The sequence below is a fragment of the Chitinimonas lacunae genome (assembly GCF_042650885.1).
Taxonomy (GTDB): Bacteria; Pseudomonadota; Gammaproteobacteria; order Burkholderiales; family Chitinimonadaceae; genus Chitinimonas_A; species Chitinimonas_A lacunae.
The window spans coordinates 769903-788403 of the sequence record NZ_JBHSBU010000001.1 but is presented as its reverse complement, the minus strand read 5'-3'; the positions used below and the strand labels follow the sequence as shown (position 1 = coordinate 788403).

17 protein-coding genes are annotated in these 18501 nt (G+C 60.5%); 8 read left to right on the top strand and 9 right to left on the bottom strand.

Annotation, left to right across the window (positions count from 1 at the left end; genetic code table 11):
• Nucleotides 1-642: 642 nt before the first annotated feature.
• Entirely contained in the window at nt 643-1026 is a 384-nt protein-coding gene (gene apaG / locus ACFOW7_RS03520; RefSeq protein WP_378161081.1) for a Co2+/Mg2+ efflux protein ApaG, read from the bottom strand.
• 168 nt (nt 1027-1194) lie between these two features.
• Here apaG and rpe point away from each other — a divergent pair, with 168 nt between their 5' ends.
• The 3 genes from rpe (at nt 1195) to ACFOW7_RS03505 (ending at nt 4895) form a co-directional block, all read left to right on the top strand.
• Nucleotides 1195-1884 (top strand): ribulose-phosphate 3-epimerase, encoded by a 690-nt coding sequence (gene rpe / locus ACFOW7_RS03515; RefSeq protein ID WP_378161079.1) that lies wholly within the window; start codon nt 1195-1197, stop codon nt 1882-1884.
• 109 nt (nt 1885-1993) lie between these two features.
• The gene (locus ACFOW7_RS03510; protein ID WP_378161076.1) at nt 1994-3883 is read left to right on the top strand and encodes an iron-containing redox enzyme family protein; all 1890 of its coding nucleotides are present in this window, start codon (nt 1994-1996) and stop codon (nt 3881-3883) included.
• Nucleotides 3884-3986: 103 nt separating this feature from the next.
• Nucleotides 3987-4895 (top strand): DUF6999 family protein, encoded by a 909-nt coding sequence (locus ACFOW7_RS03505; RefSeq protein WP_378161074.1) that lies wholly within the window; start codon nt 3987-3989, stop codon nt 4893-4895.
• Nucleotides 4896-4900: 5 nt separating this feature from the next.
• Here ACFOW7_RS03505 and ACFOW7_RS03500 read toward each other — a convergent pair whose 3' ends face one another.
• Nucleotides 4901-5569 carry a hypothetical protein gene (locus tag ACFOW7_RS03500; RefSeq protein WP_378161072.1) on the bottom strand — a complete coding sequence of 223 codons (669 nt, stop codon included), beginning with the start codon at nt 5567-5569 and terminating at the stop codon, nt 4901-4903.
• A 175-nt stretch (nt 5570-5744) separates the two neighbouring features.
• Between ACFOW7_RS03500 and ACFOW7_RS03495 the strand changes: the two genes are divergently transcribed.
• The 4 genes from ACFOW7_RS03495 to ACFOW7_RS03480 all read left to right on the top strand — a co-directional run bounded on the left by ACFOW7_RS03495 (nt 5745) and on the right by ACFOW7_RS03480 (nt 9961).
• Nucleotides 5745-6410 (top strand): phosphoglycolate phosphatase, encoded by a 666-nt coding sequence (locus tag ACFOW7_RS03495; RefSeq protein ID WP_378161070.1) that lies wholly within the window; start codon nt 5745-5747, stop codon nt 6408-6410.
• A gap of 125 nt (nt 6411-6535) precedes the next feature.
• Nucleotides 6536-7999: an anthranilate synthase component I gene (gene trpE / locus ACFOW7_RS03490; protein ID WP_378161068.1), complete on the top strand. Its 1464-nt coding sequence runs from the start codon at nt 6536-6538 to the stop codon at nt 7997-7999.
• On the top strand, nt 7999-8577 hold the full coding sequence (locus ACFOW7_RS03485; RefSeq protein WP_378161066.1) for a nucleotidyltransferase family protein: 579 nt from the start codon (nt 7999-8001) through the stop codon (nt 8575-8577). Before trpE ends, ACFOW7_RS03485 begins: the two co-directional genes overlap by 1 nt.
• Before the next feature lie 73 nt (nt 8578-8650).
• A complete protein-coding gene (locus ACFOW7_RS03480) occupies nt 8651-9961 on the top strand; it encodes a cation:proton antiporter (RefSeq protein ID WP_378161063.1) in 1311 nt (436 codons plus the stop codon).
• A 184-nt stretch (nt 9962-10145) separates the two neighbouring features.
• Here ACFOW7_RS03480 and ACFOW7_RS03475 read toward each other — a convergent pair whose 3' ends face one another.
• The 7 genes from ACFOW7_RS03475 to ACFOW7_RS03445 form a co-directional block, all read right to left on the bottom strand.
• Complete coding sequence (locus ACFOW7_RS03475; RefSeq protein WP_378161061.1) at nt 10146-11240, bottom strand: sigma-54 interaction domain-containing protein; 1095 nt, start codon at nt 11238-11240, stop codon at nt 10146-10148.
• A 424-nt stretch (nt 11241-11664) separates the two neighbouring features.
• Nucleotides 11665-13629 (bottom strand): B12-binding domain-containing radical SAM protein, encoded by a 1965-nt coding sequence (locus tag ACFOW7_RS03470; protein WP_378161059.1) that lies wholly within the window; start codon nt 13627-13629, stop codon nt 11665-11667.
• A gap of 288 nt (nt 13630-13917) precedes the next feature.
• Nucleotides 13918-14307 carry a hypothetical protein gene (locus ACFOW7_RS03465; protein ID WP_378161057.1) on the bottom strand — a complete coding sequence of 130 codons (390 nt, stop codon included), beginning with the start codon at nt 14305-14307 and terminating at the stop codon, nt 13918-13920.
• 272 nt (nt 14308-14579) lie between these two features.
• Nucleotides 14580-15509, bottom strand: coding sequence for a hypothetical protein (locus ACFOW7_RS03460; protein WP_378161055.1), 930 nt, complete (start codon nt 15507-15509; stop codon nt 14580-14582).
• A 78-nt stretch (nt 15510-15587) separates the two neighbouring features.
• A complete protein-coding gene (locus ACFOW7_RS03455) occupies nt 15588-16769 on the bottom strand; it encodes an AI-2E family transporter (protein ID WP_378161053.1) in 1182 nt (393 codons plus the stop codon).
• A 337-nt stretch (nt 16770-17106) separates the two neighbouring features.
• Nucleotides 17107-17427, bottom strand: a complete 321-nt coding sequence (locus ACFOW7_RS03450; RefSeq protein ID WP_378161051.1) for a BON domain-containing protein — start codon at nt 17425-17427, stop codon at nt 17107-17109.
• A gap of 85 nt (nt 17428-17512) precedes the next feature.
• Nucleotides 17513-17989, bottom strand: coding sequence for a hemerythrin domain-containing protein (locus ACFOW7_RS03445; RefSeq protein ID WP_378161049.1), 477 nt, complete (start codon nt 17987-17989; stop codon nt 17513-17515).
• 172 nt (nt 17990-18161) lie between these two features.
• On the opposite strand from ACFOW7_RS03445, the gene ACFOW7_RS03440 reads away from it, so the two are divergent.
• Nucleotides 18162-18434: a hypothetical protein gene (locus ACFOW7_RS03440; protein ID WP_378161047.1), complete on the top strand. Its 273-nt coding sequence runs from the start codon at nt 18162-18164 to the stop codon at nt 18432-18434.
• Nucleotides 18435-18501: the final 67 nt, after the last annotated feature.

Below are 18501 nucleotides of genomic sequence, written 5' to 3'. Positions count from 1 at the left end.
AATGACCGGCCTTCCTCACGCCGGAGCGGCGGAGGCCGGTTTTCTCGGCCTGACAAAGGGTTTGAATCATCGGGGTTTTCACCCGACGAAACCGGGAACCCCTGTACAGGGCGAGTCCAAAAAAGACTACGAAATAAGGAGGAGGATTGCGAGAAAGCAGCAGGGTAAATTTTCAACCAGGTCGATATTGAATATTCCAATCGACAAGCCCGGGAAATATCGACATCAGATGACCTATTGATCGCCCCCCGGGAAACATTCCGATCAATTTATTTGCCTTGCAATTTGAATTGATCTATTCAAACCACATAAAAATATAATATTTAATTTACCCTTGGGTTCGGCGATTGGCTGCTGAAGGTCGATTGACTGGGGTGGCCGTAAGGCTGGACATCGAGATCGGCGTCCAAGCAGTTGAGAGCAAAGCGCCTAAGCCGCCAGCGTGTCCCGTCCACAACCATCACCCATGCAGCCGGAAACCGGAGGACTGCCAGCGCTTTGGCGCTCGCTTGGTTGATGACTTTGCTGGCTTGGACATTCAACAGAAAATTTTCAGCAAAATCATTGCAAGACAAATAGACATTTTCGATAAAAAATAAAAAACGGAGCCGCAGCTCCGTTTTAGCGCATTGTCTGTCGCCCTCAATGCAACACACGCGGAATCGCCAGCACGAAGCTCGGAATCGGTGCCTCGAAGGCTTGGCCGTCTTCGGCCATGAATTGGTAGCTGCCTTCCATGGTGCCGACCGGCGAAGTCAGCGAGGTGCCGCTGACGTATTGGAAGGCCTGCCCCGGCCGCAGCGTCGGCTGTTCGCCCACCACGCCCATGCCGCGCACTTCCTGCACCTGATTGTCGGCGTCGGTGATGATCCAGTGCCGGCTCAGCAGTTGGGCGGTCACCGTGCCGGTATTGATGATGGTCACCTCGTAGGCGAACACATAGCGGGCCGCCTGCTCGTCTGATTGTTCGGGGATATAGTGCGAATGCACTGTGACCGAGATGTCGTACTTCTTGGATTCAGCCATAGCGAAGAGTCAGCGAAGGGGTGGAAAAGGCGGGCGGATCGCCCTGGGGGCGGTATCGCAGCGCGTACCGGCAGGAGGCGGATTACACGACATTCGCGCCCAAAGGACAAGGCCGCCGGGCCGGCGTTACAATCCGCGCCGTATCCGATCCTCCCGAGAGTTGCCGCCATGTCCGCTGCCGATTTCCGTATCGCCCCGTCCATCCTGTCCGCCAATTTCGCCAAGCTCGGCGAGGAAGTCCAGGCGGTGATCGCCGCCGGCGCCGACATCATCCACTTCGACGTGATGGACAACCACTACGTCCCCAATCTCACCATCGGCCCGATGGTCTGCGAAGCGATCCGCCCGCTGACCCAGGCGCCGATCGATGTTCATCTGATGGTCAAACCGGTGGACCGCATCGTGCCCGACTTCGCCAAGGCCGGCGCCAATCTGATCACCTTCCATCCCGAAGCCAGCGACCATATCGACCGCACCCTGAGCCTGATCCGTGAACACGGCTGCAAGGCCGGTCTGGTCTTCAATCCGGCCACCCCGCTGTCCTATCTCGACTATGTGATGGACAAGGTCGATATGATCCTGCTGATGTCGGTCAACCCGGGCTTTGGCGGGCAGAAGTTCATCCCGGCCACCCTCGACAAGCTGCGCGAAGCCCGCCGCCGTATCGACGCCCACCGTGAAGCGGGCGGCCAGGAAATCTGGCTGGAAATCGATGGCGGCGTGAAGGTCGACAATATCGCCGAAATCGCCCGCGCCGGCGCCGACACCTTCGTGGCCGGTTCCGCCATCTACAACACCCCCGACTATGCCGCCACCATCGCCGCGATGCGTGCCGAGCTGGCCCAAGTCTCCGTCTGACCCCTGCCCCGTCGTCCCGACCGACGGCGGGGTTTCCCTTCTCTTGCCTGGTCCATTCCGATGATGCCTGCGCGGCGGTCAGGGCTGCGCTCAAGCTGGGAGCCGCAAAATGGTCGCGTATTACGACAGGGTTTTTCTGGTCGGCAGTGGCATGCACTACCCTGGCCCACCAATCGACAACGAGGCGATGGATGGCTATATCGCCCCGCTCAACCGCACCTCCGGCCGCATCAAGCGGCGCATCCTGGCCGAGAATGGCATTCTCACCCGCCACTACGCCCTCAACCCCGACGGCTCGACCGCCTGCAACAGCTGGCAGCTCGCCGCAGCGGCCGTACGCGACTGCCTCGACAATGCCTCGGTCCCGCTCACCGACATCAGCCTGCTGTGCACCGGTTCCTCAGGCGGCGACACCATCCTGCCGGGCTTTGCCAATATGCTCCAGGGCGAGCTGGGCGCGCCGCCACTGGAGACACTGAGCAGCCAAGGCGTCTGCGCGGCCGGCGTCACGGCCCTGCAATACGCCGCCGAGGCGATCGAGCGTGGACGTCATCGTCTTGCGCTGGTGGCGGCAGCGGAGTTGCCTTCACGGCTGTTCAAACGCTCGCGCTTTGCTCCGCGAGGATTCGATAGCGACTTCAACGCCCATTTCCTGCGCTGGATGCTGTCGGACGGCGCAGGCGCCTGGCTGCTGGCCGATGCCGCGCGAGCCGACGGCCTGTCGCTGCGGCTGCGCTGGAGCCATTGCCGCTCCTTCAGCGGTGACTTCCCGGTCTGCATGCAGCTCGGCTATCCGGAAGCCCCGGGCCGCTCCTACCTCGACTACCCGTCCGCCGCCGAAGCCGAGGCCGACGGCGCGCTGGCACTGCGGCAGGACATCCGCCTGTTGCCCAATCTGTTCGATGTCGGCATCCACGAATACGTCCGCCTGATCCACGACGGCCAGTTCGACCCGGCCGCCATCGACCATTTCCTCTGCCACTACTCCTCGGAGAAATTCGCCCCGCTGGTGGAAAAGCTGATGAGCGACGCCGGCCTGTCCATCCCACGCGAGCGCTGGTACAGCAATCTGACCTGGCGCGGCAACACCGGTGCGGCTTCGATCTTCGCGATGCTGACCGAATTCCTGCGCAGCGACCGCGCCAAGCCGGGTCAGCAGATACTCTGCTTCGTCCCCGAATCAGGTCGCTTCACCGTGGCGTTTATGCTGTTTGAAGTGGTCACGCCGCAATCGGGCTGGCAACCGGTGCGTCCTAGGGGCGCGCTGGACAGAGTGGAACCGGAAATCGCGCTGGAACCGGTTGATCCGCCGCACGCTCCCGAGGCCGCGGACCCGCAGCTTGCCGAGTTGTTGCGGCGCCTGGCGGGCGTCTGGCACGACTACCGCTCCCGCGTCTGGCGCAGCGAACCGGTACGGCGCATTCTCGCCGGACGCTTCAGCTGCACGGATTACCAGCGCTGGATGGCCTGCTGGATTCCGCAAGTCCGCGAAGGCAGTCGCTGGATGCGTTGCGCCATCGCCAATATGGGATCGCGCCACCACGCCCTGGTCGCACTGATCGGCACGCATGCCGCCGAAGAGCAGTTCGATTTCGATGTCCTGTTCCAGGATTACCGTCTGGCCGGTGGTCCGGTCGAGCAGATCGACCAGTTGCGGCGCAATCCGGGCGGTGAGGCGCTCAATGCCTATCTACATCGCGTGGCCGACAGTCCTGACCCGGTGGGTCTGCTCGGCGCCATCTACCTGATCGAAGGCACGGGGCAGCGCATCGTGCCCTTGCTGCTGCCGCGCCTCAAGCGCCAGCTCGACGGCCTGCCGGCCAAGGCGTTCCGCTTTCTCGACTACCACGGCGCCAACGACGAGCATCATCTGGCGCGTTGGCTGGAAGCGGTGAAACTGACGCTGGAGGCCGATCCGACGGCGGCCGAGGCAATCGTCGGCGTGGCGCGCCGGACCGCTGAGCTATATCTCATGCAGTGGGAGGATATGTTGGGATAAGTGGAGGTGAAGGACGATAATATATTTATTTTTGTTCGTTTGTCGCCATCTATCTTGCAGACATATTGCTGAATATTTTCTTTTTTAGTCGTCCAGGAGCCTTATGCGTCCCCTGCCCGATTTCCTGCCGGCCGAGCATGACCCGCGTGACCCCAGTCCATGGCTGGCGCTCTATCTCGACCGCAGCACGCCGCTGCCCGACAGCGTAAAAGCCGCATGGCTCAAGGATTGCAGCTCGCGTTCACGCCAATTCGTGCTGCCGCTGCTGCGGCCGCTGGCTCGTGGTCTGATCGTCCTATTCCAGCTATTGAAAATCCTGCTGCCACGGAGCTTCAACCGGCCCTATCTGCTGCATCGACTGCTGGTCTGGGGCTTGAAGACCTGGGTCAGTCCGGAAGCCAATCTATTGATTCTGCGTCACTTCCATGCCGGCTCGGTCATTCTCCGATTCATCGGCAACAATGCCGGCGTTGGCCCGATCGACACAGTCCCCTTGCGCCCCCAAGCCCTCGACGACCTGAAGGACCTGGCGTTTTTGCAGCACGATCTGAATCTCTACAACTTCATCATCGAGCTGAACCAGCGGCTGGACGCGCAGGGACGGACGCTCACGAAGCCTGAGCATCTCGATTTTTCGATGGTGGGAGATGACGACCAGTTTCCTGTCGAAGCGATGCCGAACCGCTGGAGCAATTTTCTCGATCTGCAATCGGCCATCGAGCTGTTTACCCCGATCTATCAGTTATTGATGACTGACAACGATTTCTGGCGGGCGACCAACTCCTTGCAACTGGACGAGACGATAGGGATTTACGCAGCGACGCTGCTCGGGATGCCCGAGCGCTTGGTGTTGATCAACAACAAGCATCCGCTGGTATTGATGTCCACGCTGCGGGCCGGCTACCGGCTGGTGTTGCATGGACTGGCGACTGAGATGCTGCATGGGGTGCTGGTGACATCGAAGCGCCAGCACTTGGCTGGCGCCTCGACACGTTGTTCCACTACCGGCTGACGCGCTTATTGCCGGGTCAGGACCACGGTTTGATAGGGGGACGAAGCGCTGATGGGGCACTCATTGTGAAAGCGTGCAATCAACAGCAGATTGGCCGCTTGCTGGCTTGCCCCGATATTGCCGCCGCTGCACCATTTGGTGGTGGTGCTGGTCGAACCGATATCGAAGCCAACCGACCCCATGACCCCGAACGCAGCAGCCGAGCCGTCCTTGGGCGTGGCGCCGCTGCTGAGCAGCGGGTGATTGAGCAGAGGGCCAGTGACCCAGGTGGCATTCCAGACCTTCCCGCTACCCTGGGCCGACAGGGTGTAGCTATGTCGCCCCCCGTTGAGCAGTGCCGGGCCGGATAGGGTGTAGAGATTGCCAGCCGTATCTTGATAAGTGCCGGGATTGAAGTTGTCCGCCACGCCAAGCAGCCAGTCGGCAATGATGGCCGACTTGACCCGGGTAAAACCGACCGAGCCGTCGCTCTGGATGCCGAATTCGAACTCAGCGTTATAAAACGTCACCACGCCGGTGTTAACGTTTTTGACCGGGATGCGGTACATATGGATATTGCGGCCGGTGCCCTGAATCTGTGCCGCCTGAAATTCGATCGACAGATGGGTACCCGGGATGACTTCAGCGTAAGCCAGAGGACAGCAGGCCAAGATGGCAATTAGATGCTTTTTCAATGAATATCTCCTCCTGAATTTTCCAGCGTCGGTTGACGCGGGGACATTCTAAGCCAGAAAAAATATTTTCTTGGTTAAACGGATGTTTTTCTTGGAAATCTGCCCAGATACCACCACAAAAAATCGACGACAGAAAACAGTTAAAAAAGTATTTTCTTTTATGGAAAAAAGAATAATGACATCGATTAGCGCAGTTTCGCTTGATCTCGACGGTACGCTGGTCGATTCCATCGCCGACCTCGCCCGCGCCGCCAACGCCATGCGGGAAGAACTCGGCCTGGCCGCATTGGCGCAGGAACGGTTGCAATCGTTCGTTGGCGGCGGCATGGCCCTGCTGGTCCATCGGGCACTCACCGACGACCGTGACGGCCGCGCCCAGACCGACTCGTTCGAACGCGGCCTGACGAGCTTTGAGCGCCATTACGCTGCGATGCTGACTGACCTGACCCGGCCTTATCCGGGGGTGGTGGAGGGTCTGGCCGCATTGCACTCCCAGGGCATTCGCCTCGCCTGTGTGACCAACAAGCCCTTCAGTTTTTCTGAAGCCATCCTGCAACGGCTCGATCTGGCTCAATATTTCGAGCTGACACTGGGTGGTGACAGCCTGCCCGAGAAAAAGCCCAGCCCCTTGCCACTACGCCATGTCTGCGAGCGCTTCGGTATCGAAGCACATCGGATGCTGATGGTGGGCGATTCGCGCTATGACCTCGAAGCGGCGCGGGCGGCGGGATGTCCGGTGGCTTTGCTGAGCTATGGTTACGAAGCGGTCGCGCCGCTTGGTGCCGACTGGATTTTCGACAATCTTGTCGAGGTAGCGGATTTGGTGAACAATGCGCCCTGATTTTTCCCGCCTGAACGACTTCCTCTCTATGACGACCGCTAACTTACGCAACGGGCTGACCTGGCGATGGCGCTGATCGCGTCGCTGCTGGTCTTTTTCATCAACCCTTCGTAAGAAAGCTCGCCATGACCGAACTCGAATTCGACGCCCTTGCGCGTCAAGGCTATAACCGCATCCCCGTGGTCCAGGAAGGTCTGGCCGACCTGTACACCCCGCTTGGCGTCTATCTGCGCCTGGCTGACGCTCCCTACTCCTATCTGCTCGAATCGGTGGTCAGCGCCGAACGTTTCGGCCGCTACTCGTTTATCGGCCTGCCGGCGCGCACGGTGCTCAAGGTATGGGGACGCCGGGTTGAAGTGGTGCGCGATGGCGAGACGATCGAGCAGCATGAAGGCGACCCGCTGACCTTTATCGAAGCCTTCCAGGCACGCTACAAGGTGCCGGCGCTGCCCAATCTGCCGCGTTTCGTCGGCGGTCTGGTGGGCTACTTCGGCTACGAGACGATCCGGCTGATCGAGAAGAAGCTGGCTGAGACCGTCAAGCCCGATGTGCTGGGGGCGCCCGATATCCAACTGCTGTTGTCCGAAGAAATCGCGATCTTCGACAATCTGTCGGGAAAGCTGTATTTCGTGGTCTACGCCGACCCGGCCCACAGCAACGCCTTCGCCAAGGCCCATTCGCGGCTCCATGAACTCAAGCTCAAGCTGCGTGAACCGGTGCAGATTCCACGTACCGAAGCCACGCCGCTGACCGTCGCCAAATCCGAGTTCGGCGAAGCCGCCTTCAAGGGCGCGGTCGAGAAAGCCAAGGAATACATCGTCGATGGCGACATCATGCAGGTGGTGCTGAGCCAGCGTATGCAGATGCGCTTCGAGCAGCCGCCGCTGACGCTGTACCGGGCGCTGCGCACGCTCAATCCTTCGCCCTATATGTTCTATTACCACCTCGACGATCTGCATATCGTCGGGGCCTCGCCGGAAATCCTGGTCCGCCACGAAGCTGGCACCGTCACGGTACGGCCGATCGCCGGCACGCGCCCGCGCGGCAAGACCCGGGAAGAAGACCTGGCCCTGGAGCAAGAGCTGCTGGCCGACCCCAAGGAAGTCGCCGAGCATGTGATGCTGATGGACCTGGGCCGCAACGATATTGGCCGGGTGGCTCAGATCGGCTCGGTCAAGATCACCGACGATCGGGTGGTCGAGCGCTATTCCCATGTGATGCATATCGTGTCGAGTGTCGAAGCCAGGTTGCGGCCCGGTTGCAGCAATCTCGACATTCTCAAGGCCACCTTTCCGGCCGGCACGGTGTCGGGCGCGCCCAAGGTGCGGGCGATGGAGATCATCGACGAGCTGGAGCCCACCAAACGCGGCATCTACTCGGGTGCCGTGGGGTATCTCGGCTTCAATGGCGATATGGACCTCGCCATTGCCATTCGTACCGCCGTGATCAAGGACAAGACCCTGTTCGTTCAGGCCGGTGCCGGCATCGTTGCCGATTCGGTGCCGCAATCGGAATGGCAGGAAACCCAGAACAAGGCCCGCGCCGTCCTGCGCGCCGCCGAGCTGGCGCAGAAGGGGCTCGAATCCTGATGGCCACCACGGCCGCCTTCCTGGCCGATGTCCTGCAAAACCGCCACAACCGGACCATCCTGGCCCGCCTGCCCAAATTAGGTGCGCCCGGGGCCCGGCTGGTGGCGGGCTGCCTGTTCCAGACCGTGTGGAATTTGCAAAGCCAGCAAGAGCCCACAGCCTCGATCAAGGACTATGATCTGTTCTATTTCGACGGCAGCGATCTGTCGTGGGAAGCCGAAGACCAGGTTATCCGCCGCGCCAACGCACTGTTTGCCGATCTGCCCGTCACGGTGGAAGTACGCAATCAGGCGCGCGTCCATCTGTGGTATCCCGAGCGCTTTGGCAGCGACTACCCGCAGTTGCACCGCTGCGAAGACGGCATCGACCGTTTTCTGATCCGTGGCACCTGCGTCGGCATCGACGCCGACCAGCAGGTCTACGCGCCCTTCGGACTCGACGAGCTGTACCAGGGACGACTGGTACGCAACACCCTGCTGCCCGACTCGTCCTTCCCGCGCTTTCAAGCCAAGGCTGCCAGCTATATCGAGCGCTGGCCGTGGTTGAAAGTAGTGGAAGAAAACAGCCCGCAGTCCTGAATCGAACCTTCTTCCCCTCAGGCATACCGTTTGCGCTATCGCGGTGTCAGACCGACCACTGCTAAGCCATGCCATGTCCTTTCCTGATTGGGCACTGATTCTCGGGTTGCTGTTTATCACCATGGTCCTGGTGCAGACCCTGCTTGAGCGGCTGCCGCTCAGCAGCGCCATGATTTACCTGGCGATCGGTTACGCCATGGGGCCGGCCTGGCTTGGCTTGTTCGATCCCAATCCGATGCGCTACACGGGCGCGCTTGAAGTCGCGACCGAAGTGGTGCTGCTGGTGTCCCTGTTCGCCGTTGGACTCAAGACCCGCCTATCGCTGCGCGATCCACGCTGGCTGATGCCGATCCGGCTCGCCGTGTTCTCGATGATCATTACCACAGCGCTGATTGCCCTGATCGGTGTCTTCTTTCTCGGGTTGCCGATTGGCCCAGCCGTGCTGCTTGGTGCGATTCTGGCGCCAACTGATCCGGTACTGGCCTCCGATATCCAATCGGAACTAGGAGACCAGCCCGACCGAGTGGGCGTCAGTCTGGCCGGAGAAGGTGGGCTCAATGATGGCACGACCTTTCCATTGATCATGCTGGGTCTGGGCTGGATGGGCCTTCACGAGATGGGCGACTATGGTTGGCGCTGGTGGGTAGTCGACCTGCTGTGGGCGCCGCTGGGCGGGCTACTGATCGGTGGAGCGCTCGGGACGTTTGTCGGTTGGATCGTGCTGCATCTACGCACCCGTCACCAATCGGCCGTCGGCCTCGATGAATTCCTGGCCATCGGTCTGATCGCCGTGGCTTATGGCGTGGCACAGATCTGTCTGACTTCGGGTTTTCTCGCCGTTTTTGCCGCAGGCTATGCACTGCGTCAGATGGGAACCCAGCCCACTACACGGGCGACCATCGGGTCCACCGACAGCGCAGAGCTGGCAACCCATCCGGCCCACGCCGGAACCGTAATGAACTCAGCCATCCAGGAATTCAACGAACAACTCGAAAAGCTGGCCGAATTAGCCGCGGTGCTGCTCGTCGGCGCCATGCTCTACTACACCAAACCCGAGCCGGCAATCTGGTGGTTCGTTCCCGTCCTATTTCTGATACTGCGTCCAATCGCTGTGGTGGTCGGTATTGCTGGCATGCCAACCAAGCCGCGTCAGCGCGAGTTGATCAGTTGGTTTGGCATTCGCGGCATCGGCTCGGTGTTCTATCTGCTCTATGTGCTCGACCATGGCGTGGCAGGACCGGACAGCCAGCGGCTGATCTCCTTTACCTTGCTGACCGTGGCCTTTTCCATCGTGCTGCACGGCATGACTGCCCTGCCCTTGATGAAGTACTACCTGTACCTCAAAGGCATGGGCAAACCTGCTGGCAAGAAGCTGTTGCCGTAGTAACCCCGGCCAGAATTCCCACGACCTCTTCCGCTCCACCCAATCTGTCCGGCGGTTCCCTCTCGCAAGAGGCGTCGGACATGCCGTGTCGGCAGCGCGGGCGGAGCAGAGGAAGAAGCAAGAAAAAACGGGACGCCGATCAGGACGTCCCGCAAAGCGTACAACTCACAGGGATAAACGGTATTCAGGCGAGGTAGGCTTCGTTTTCCAACAGACCTCGGCTGGCGTATTCATTGAGACGGTTGTAAAGGGTTTTCAGGCTGACTCCGAGCACCTGGGCGGTACGGCGCTTATTGCCCTGGAAGCGGTCGAGCGTGGCGAAGATCAGGCGCCGTTCGGCTTCCTCGATCGACACCCCGACTTCGAATTCGAGCACATTGGCGTTGCGGCTGCTGGCACACGGCGCCGGGCGCAGCGGGGTCAGGGTGTCGATATGGACTTCGTCCTCGGCCATGATATAGGCGCGCTGGATGCAGTTTTTCAGCTCGCGCACATTGCCCGGCCAGCGATGCTCGGCAAGCAGCTCCTCGACATCGGGGGCGAAGTATTTGTCGGTGCCGTACTGCTGGTTGAACATTTCCAGGAAGCGATTGGCCAGCAGAACCACATCGTCGCCACGTTCGCGCAGCGGTGGCAGCTCGATCGGGAACACTGCCAGCCGGTACAGCACATCCTCGCGCAGATGGCCATCATGGACGGCCTGGAGCGGCTCACGGTTGGTCGCGGCCACCACCCGTACATCGCAAGCGATCTCGCGATCACCGCCGACGCGGTTGAAACGGCCGGTTTCCAGCACCCGTAGCAGCCTTACCTGCATCTCCAGCGGCATTTCGGTGATTTCATCGAGAAACAGCGTGCCGCCCTCGGCGCGCTCGAAGAAGCCCTGATGGGTCTTGTTGGCGCCGGTAAATGCGCCTTTTTCATAACCGAACAGTTCGGCTTCGATCAGATTGGCCGGCAGCGCGCCGCAGTTGAGGGCCACAAAGGGCCGGTTGGCACGCTGGCTCATTTCATGGATCGTCTGGGCCACCAGTTCCTTGCCGCAACCGCTCTCACCTACGATCATCACCGAGGCATCAGACGGTGCAACCCGCTCGATCAGCTTGAAGACCTGCAACATTGCCGGCGAGGCACCGTAGAGCCGGCCGAAACGATGTTCGTCCGCCTGGACGGGAGGCAGTTCAGCCACCATGGCCCGCTTCGGGGTACCAGGCTTGGCAAAGGAAAAAACCGCGCTCAGAGCAGGATCATCGGATTCGTGACGAATGGCATCGAACATGACTGTGACTCCTTGCAATCGACGCAACAGCCGGGAAATCCAAGGCAGTTGGTCGTGTTGATTGTTTGTGAGCCTATTGTCGTTCCTACTTTCCACCACGGCAATTTATGCAATGCCGACTCTTCTGTAGGGAATTTCCGCGCTGTTGTGTCAGCGGATTCCTACAGGCACAGATAATCCATTGATTTGAAAAGTTCCACAGCGCCGATTCGAATCAGGCAGTACGGAACCGCCTCGATGCCTTGTCGGAAGCGGTCGCGACATTCTCCACCAACGGGGCACCGCAACAAGCCTCATCGAACAAAAGTAAAATATCAGGAAAAATATCTGCAAGAAATGGAGCGAGAATTAAAAATAAAGTATTCAAAAAAGACATAGGGTGCTTAAAAGCACCCTATGTGGTCAGCTCAACGGTTTCTGCGGTCTATATCGAGTACAGCGCTCGTTCGATAAAATCAGGTGCCACCCGGGGCTTGGGTACCCGGCCATGGAACCAGCGCCGTACCGGCTCATCGAGACCGATGCCATGCATAAAGTTATACAGCGCCTTATTGAGTGCCACGCCCAGGGTATCGTGATCGACGCCCGTGGGGTCGATAAACCCTACATCGTTTTTGGCAAACGAGATCGGTGGCAGCGGTGCCAGCGTCACGCCGTATTCCTCGGGATGCTGACCGACCGGTGAATGCACGGTGCAGACAAAGCGATGGAAATAACCCGATTGAATGCAGCCGGCCTCGAATAATTGCCGCACATATTCCAGGGCATCGACGGTGTCCTGCACCGTCTGGGTCGGAAAGCCATACATCAGATAGGCATGGACCAGAATGCCCGCATCGGTAAAGCCGCGCGTCACCCGCGCCACCTGATCGACCGACACGCCTTTCTTCATCAGTTTGAGCAGCCGATCCGACGCCACCTCGAGCCCGCCCGAAATGGCGATGCAACCGCTGTCGGCCAGCAACTGGCACAGCTCCGGCGTAAACGATTTCTCGAAGCGGATATTGCCCCACCAGGAAATCGACAGATTGCGCCGGATCAGCTCCTGCGCCAGCGCCTTGAGCGCCTTGGGCGGCGCGGCCTCATCGACGAAATGAAAACCGGTCTGGCCGGTCTCGGCCACGATGGCCTCGATCCGATCGACCAGCAGCTCGGCCGAGGCAGTCTCGTAGCGTGAGATATAGTCGAGGCTGACATCGCAAAAACTGCATTTCTTCCAATAGCAGCCATGCGCCACGGTCAGCTTGTTCCAGCGCCCGTCCGACCATAGCCGGTGCATCGGGTTGAGCATATCGAGCAGCGACAGATAGCGGTCGAGCGGCAGACCGTCCCAGGTCGGCGTGCCGACCTCGCTGAACGGCACATCGGCCTCGGGAAAATTGATATAGCGCACCCGGCCATCTTCCCGCACAAAGGTCCGCACCAGCCGCTCCAGCGGACGACGCCCGGCCAGATGGTCCAGCAGCGCCAGCAAGGGTCGCTCGCCATCGTCGAGGGTCACCTGGTCGAAATAGTCGAAGACCCGTGGCTCGCTCAATTCGCGCAGCTCGGTATTGACGAAGCCGCCGCCCAGCGCGACCACGATCGACGGGTCGTGCGATTTGATGGTCTGGGCAATTCGGAACGCAGCGTAGACGGCACCGGGGAACGGCACGGACAGCAGGACAAGCTGCGGCTGATGCCGCTCAAGCGCCGCCAGCGTCAGGCGATGCAGGGTGTCGTCGACCAGATTGCGTGGCGCGGCCAGCGCCTTGGCCAGCGGCTCGAAGGTCGGCTGGGCCTGGGCCAGCGATTCGGCATAGCGGACGAATTCAAAGCGCGGGTCCACTGCATCGCGCAGCACATCGGAAATATCGTTGAGGTAAAGGGTGGCCAGATGGCGCGCCCGGTCCTGTGCCCCGAGCGCCCCGAACGCCCAGGCCAGCGGGTCGCCGCCTTCGGGGTCATCGGGGTCGATATAGACATCGAGCGACTGGAAGCGGGCCCCTTCAGGCAGGAAACGGCGACTGCCGATCCGATGTGCCAGGGTCGGGTCACGGCCCTGCAAGAAGGCGATGGTCGCATCGATGGTGCCGAGATAGCGCTCGAACTGGACCATGAAGCTATCGACCTGGTCGGAACGCTGCCGTGGCGGCAAGGCGTCGATCCGTTCGCGGATGGCCAGCAGGCCGGGGCGGGAAAACAGTTCGAGCACCAGCGCCAGCGCCAGATCCTCCTGCATCGCCACCACACCGCGCGAACGCAGGAAACCGGTCAGATAGGCCGTCGAGGGATAAGGCGTGTTGAGCTGGGTCATCGGCGGGATCAGCGACAATACCCGGATCGGCGCCGCTGCCGTTTTCGCACTTTCCTCGTCGCGCCGCGCAAGGCTCCACTGTATCGCTGTCATGCACCACACCTGTTTCGATTGCCGCGCCGACCAACCCGGCGCGAACGGGCGGCAATGATAACGGAGCACGCTCAAGGCGGCGATGGCTGGACAGCGGAAAAGCCCTGTCCGCGAGTCAGCACAGGACAAAAGCCGGACAGACTTTTTGTAAACCTGAATCTGGCCGCAGCAGTATCTCTCGCTTCTTCAACCGATTCTTTTGCCACCGCCTGTCCGCCCATCAAGCAAAACGGCACGATTGCTCGTGCCGTCGAGTCGGAAGACGGAACAGAGCCCGTCTCGATACGCTTACTGGTTGTACTGCACCTTGGCCTTGGAAACACAAGCATCCTTGGCATCACCAGACAGCGCGTCGCATTTTTCCTTGGCGACCTTATAGGCCGCCTCGCGGGCGTCCTCGTCGGCGTCGGCCTGAGCCTTGGAAGCCTTGTTATTGGCCTTGGCCTGGGCCTTGGCCGCCTTCATGTCGGCCTTGGCCTTCTTCATGCAGACATCCTTGTCGTTGCCGCGCAGTGCGTCACAGGCTTTCTTGTCCTGTTCGTACTGGGCTTCGGCGACCTCTTCGCTATGGTCGAGGTTGGCATCGGCCGTGTTCTTGTTGGCACGGGCGATATCGTCGGCGTAGACCGGCAGTGCCATACCGAGCAGACCAGCGAGCAGAAGGGTGATGGTTTTCATGGTCGTTTCCTTTTCAATTTCTTGGTTTGGTAGCGAGAAGCGAGGCAAATAAGCCTTGTTCGAATCGTGGGCGGGGTCATCCGGTGAGCAGTCTGGCGACTCCGCCTCGTCAGCATTACTGCCGCCATGAACTCAGCAACGGCCATGCCATCCAGCAAATATTTGTTTTTATTGATCTTTCCAAAAACAGAGGAAATTGACCCATGTAAAACCTGCACGGCAACAGCCCAGGATATGCACACCGGATAAGCCGGACCACAGCCAGCCCCGGCTCAGCTCAACTCACTCAATGGCCGCCAGTTGGCGGGGTGGCTCCGGTAATGCGGATCGATGAATCGGCTATGGTCGAGCAGGTATTGCAGCAATTCCGCCGGAACGGTCTTATCGGTCTTCTTGCCCCGAAATTCGGCCATATCCTGTTCTACGCCCTTGTCCGTGCTCTTGTCCTTACCTGTGTCCTGCGTACCCAGATCGGCCTCACGGACACGTAACATCACCAGAGCGGCCGTATTCAACTTCTTGCGGTAGTCCTCATAGCATTGCTGGGTGTGCTGATCTTCCGAGAAGAAATACACATAGTGCGCCGTCACTTTCTCTTCGATGTCGTAGTGGTATTGCGCCGCCTCACGACCGAAGCGCACAGGGAAGCTCTCATGCTGCCGACCCAGCAGTTCAGCCGCCAGCGCCTTGATCTTCCGGTGCATCCGGTAATGGCGGCTTGCCCCGCTGGCCCAACCGGCTCCCTGCGGCGCAGTCGGCTCCGGCAACGGCAGACCCTGGGTGAGTGCCTGCCAGTAGCTATTCATCCGGCTTTTCTCCAACTCGATCGTTTTGTCGTAATCGAGTCTGCTATCGCCACTGATGGCGTAATGCCAAGGCTCATAATGGACATCGACCTCCTTCACCAGCTTGCTGACCTCGTCGATGACCTTGGCGCGATCGCTCATTCGCGCCTGAGCTTCCAGCCGCATGCACATATCCACCAACAGGGCGATCAGCTTTCCCTGTGCCTTGTCAGCCTCTTTGAGCAGGCGGTCCTGGGCAAAGGCACCTCGTGGATCGGCTTTGGCGGAAGTCTTGTTGCTGCGTTCATAAGCACTGCTCAGACCGCCCTGCCGGATTTGCAGCGCCGCTTCCCGGCTGGTCAGGTGGTAACACCACTTGGTGTCGATCGGACCTTGTCCGGCATAGTCATGCTCCATGATGGCTTTCCTCCCGGTCGGATGGGCTAACAGAACCGGCGCCCGACCTTTGCGCCGATAGGGCGAATGCGCCGCGTCTCAGCGCTGGCGTTCGTGGTCAAGCGTGGGCTGCGGGGGCAGTGGAGCCTGGCGGCGCTGCTGGTGTTTGCGCTTTACCGCCAGCAGGGCGCTCAAGGAAGGATGGGCCCGGTCGTTGGGGGCCAGGAAGATGCAGAGCAGCTTGATCCGGCGTCGGCGGCAGACACAGCGGATGCCGATCAGAATCGGCACAGCCAGAAACGCCCCGGCCACCCCCCATAGCCAGCCCCAGAACAGTACCGACGCGAAAATCGCCAATTGGCTCAGTTGCAATCGCCGCCCCACGATCAGGGGCGTAAAGATATTGGCCTCCACGGCATGGATCAGGGCATAGGCCGCTGGCGGCGCCAGCATCATGCCGAGTGAATCGAAGGTCGAGACCCCAGTCAGGGTCAGCAGGACCATGGTCACGAAGGGGCCGAAATAGGGAATGAAGTTGAGCACGCCCGCCACCGCACCCCAAAGAAAGGGATTGGGCACGCCCACCAGGGTCATGGCGATGCCGGTGGTAACACCAAGGCCGATATTGACCAGGGTCATGGTCGACAGGAAACGGGCGATCTGGCGCTGGGCATGACGCAGGCTGCCTAGCACCATGGCGCGCTGCCGGCGCTTGGACAGCGCTTCGACCATATGCGAAATGATCCAGCGCTCGTAGATCAATAACAGATAGGCCAGGATCAGCGTGGCCGAGGCCGTGACAGCCAGTGTGCCGAAATTGCGCAGCAGCACCCCGGTGAAGGCCACCCCTTCACTGGCGATCTTTTCCTTGAGCGGATCGCTGGCAGGCGTCACCACCTGGCGGCCGCTCGGCGCCGGTGGCGCCAGGATCGGCACTGCGGCCCGCAGACGGTCGATCGAGGCCAATAACTGCTCCATATTGGCCGGCGCCCTCTCCCACCAGTCGACCGCAGGCCGCATCAACAAGGTGCCCGCCAGCATCACGCTGCCCAACAGGCTGACCAGCACGATACAGGCGCTCAGCGGACGCGGAATGCCATAACGCCGCAGCCAACGAACCGGCCAGGACAAGGTAAACACCAGAACCAGCGCCAGGGCAATCGGGATCGCCACCACCCGGGCGGCCTGCAATAGAAAGACCGCTGCGATCAGCAATAGCGATTTCCCCACCCAGTTGGGCGAATTCAACTGGCGCCAGGCGCTGGGGATCTGTTCGTTCATGCAGGGTTTCCGCGTATAGGAGATTCATCGAGCGTCGCGGTCTGCTGGTCGTCAGCCGGCATGACTGCCGTTTGGTGCTCGCTGGGAGGCGGTGCCGGCGGGTGAAGGGGAGCGCCGTCCGAAAACGGGAGCGGCTCGACCAACACGCCATACAGACCACTTGAGGGATGCATAAGAGAACCTCCAGAGAGATGTCGGCAAATGCGCTGTTCCTCGTCGAGCAGCTTTCATGCCGAAGAAAAAACCGGCCAAGGGCCGGTCAGATAAGGCACGGCGTGCCCTCCTGGAGTGGAGGAGAGCACGCCGCGTTGCAGGCGGAGCCTGCAAGACTCAGTGATCAGTTATTGGGGGGACGCACCAGAATCGCATTGCGGACCTGGTTCACTTCGGGCACCTGGCGTGCAATCTGGGCGGCACGCTCTTTTTCCTCATCGCTGACGGCAAAGCCCGACAGTTCCACCACACCATTCAGGGTTTCCACCTTGATACGCATGGCATTGACCTGCGGGTCGTCAGCAAAACGGGCTTTTACCCGGGTGGTGATGGTGGCGTCGTCGACATACTGGCCGACGGTACTCTGACCGCTAGTAACCGCACAGGCGCCAAGACCCATCGAGGCGCCTAACGCCAGACTCAAGGCGAGAAGCAGTTGTTTCATGGTGGATTCCTCTTTTGTCGGTTGTTAAGTAAGAAACCGGTCATCCTAAAAACGCGCCGGGGGCACGCTAGGCTTCTGGCAAGCCCTATGCCTGAACCGGCTCCGGCGCGTCTTCGCCGAGCTGCCGCCGCAGCGTCTGCAACAGCTCACGCCAGTCAAGTCCACCCTCGCGCAGCGGCTGGAACAGATGGCTTTCCTGAGCGCGGATATGCTGGCCGACATAGCGGCCGAGTACCCGGAAGGTGGCGGCGTATTTCACATGATCAGGTGACATCCGGCGCAGGCCGGCAATCAGCAGCCGGAAAGTCGCGTGCTCGATCTCGGCTTCGTCGAGCCGATCTTCTTCCCACAGGGCAGCCCGCAGGGCGGGATAGAACAGCTCACATTCGAGCCGCGCCAGACGGTCGAGCGCCGTACAGGTCTGGGCCACCAGCGCGACCATGGCGGCGCGTTCGCGTTCGGGATCAAGTCGCTCGAAGTCGTGGAAAGCCTTTTCCAGGCGGCGGTGTTCCCGACGCAGATAGTCGATGGGTTTATCGCAAGCAGGGATAGGGGACGACATGGCACCACTCCGGATCAACCAAACTGACCGGCGCCCTTCGCAAGCGCCATACCTGAGGTCATGCCGAAGTGGCTGGGTAATGCAGACTTTGCAATCGGCGATGTAATTTCGGACGGACGGGAACGCGGCTTGCACGGGCCCGGTGAACAAGCATTCATCGAAGGAGAACAGCATGCCCGTCCCCAATTCCTGGCTACGTCGCCGTGGCAAACGCACGGTCGATACCAGCCAGTCGCGTAACGATAATGCGCCAGGTGCCACCCCCAAGCTGCCCCACGAACACGACGAATCGCCAGAATTCACCCAGGATCAGCCACGCAAGGTCATCAAGCAGGCACTCGACGATGTGGAACGCGGCGTCGAGGACACCGACCGTCGCAGCGCCTACGGTCTGGGGGAGGATGAGGGTCTCAATCAACGTAAAACCAACGAAGGCGTCGAATAGCCGCCGCAAGGGGACGCCCAGCAGGGGAAAGCGCTCCCCTTGCCTTCAGCCGGCAGAGCCATCAGAA

Excerpts from the sequence above, each read along its gene's own strand:
- trpE (WP_378161068.1), top strand. The coding sequence starts at position 6,536 with ATGACCGAACTCGAATTCGACGCCCTTGCGCGTCAAGGCTATAACCGC.
- ACFOW7_RS03455 (WP_378161053.1), bottom strand. The coding sequence starts at position 16,769 with ATGAACGAACAGATCCCCAGCGCCTGGCGCCAGTTGAATTCGCCCAAC.
- ACFOW7_RS03475 (WP_378161061.1), bottom strand. The coding sequence starts at position 11,240 with ATGTTCGATGCCATTCGTCACGAATCCGATGATCCTGCTCTGAGCGCG.
- ACFOW7_RS03460 (WP_378161055.1), bottom strand. The coding sequence starts at position 15,509 with ATGGAGCATGACTATGCCGGACAAGGTCCGATCGACACCAAGTGGTGT.
- ACFOW7_RS03480 (WP_378161063.1), top strand. The coding sequence starts at position 8,651 with ATGTCCTTTCCTGATTGGGCACTGATTCTCGGGTTGCTGTTTATCACC.
- ACFOW7_RS03470 (WP_378161059.1), bottom strand. The coding sequence starts at position 13,629 with ATGACAGCGATACAGTGGAGCCTTGCGCGGCGCGACGAGGAAAGTGCG.
- ACFOW7_RS03465 (WP_378161057.1), bottom strand. The coding sequence starts at position 14,307 with ATGAAAACCATCACCCTTCTGCTCGCTGGTCTGCTCGGTATGGCACTG.
- ACFOW7_RS03510 (WP_378161076.1), top strand. The coding sequence starts at position 1,994 with ATGGTCGCGTATTACGACAGGGTTTTTCTGGTCGGCAGTGGCATGCAC.
- apaG (WP_378161081.1), bottom strand. The coding sequence starts at position 1,026 with ATGGCTGAATCCAAGAAGTACGACATCTCGGTCACAGTGCATTCGCAC.
- rpe (WP_378161079.1), top strand. The coding sequence starts at position 1,195 with ATGTCCGCTGCCGATTTCCGTATCGCCCCGTCCATCCTGTCCGCCAAT.
- ACFOW7_RS03505 (WP_378161074.1), top strand. The coding sequence starts at position 3,987 with ATGCGTCCCCTGCCCGATTTCCTGCCGGCCGAGCATGACCCGCGTGAC.
- ACFOW7_RS03440 (WP_378161047.1), top strand. The coding sequence starts at position 18,162 with ATGCCCGTCCCCAATTCCTGGCTACGTCGCCGTGGCAAACGCACGGTC.
- ACFOW7_RS03485 (WP_378161066.1), top strand. The coding sequence starts at position 7,999 with ATGGCCACCACGGCCGCCTTCCTGGCCGATGTCCTGCAAAACCGCCAC.
- ACFOW7_RS03450 (WP_378161051.1), bottom strand. The coding sequence starts at position 17,427 with ATGAAACAACTGCTTCTCGCCTTGAGTCTGGCGTTAGGCGCCTCGATG.
- ACFOW7_RS03495 (WP_378161070.1), top strand. The coding sequence starts at position 5,745 with ATGACATCGATTAGCGCAGTTTCGCTTGATCTCGACGGTACGCTGGTC.
- ACFOW7_RS03445 (WP_378161049.1), bottom strand. The coding sequence starts at position 17,989 with ATGTCGTCCCCTATCCCTGCTTGCGATAAACCCATCGACTATCTGCGT.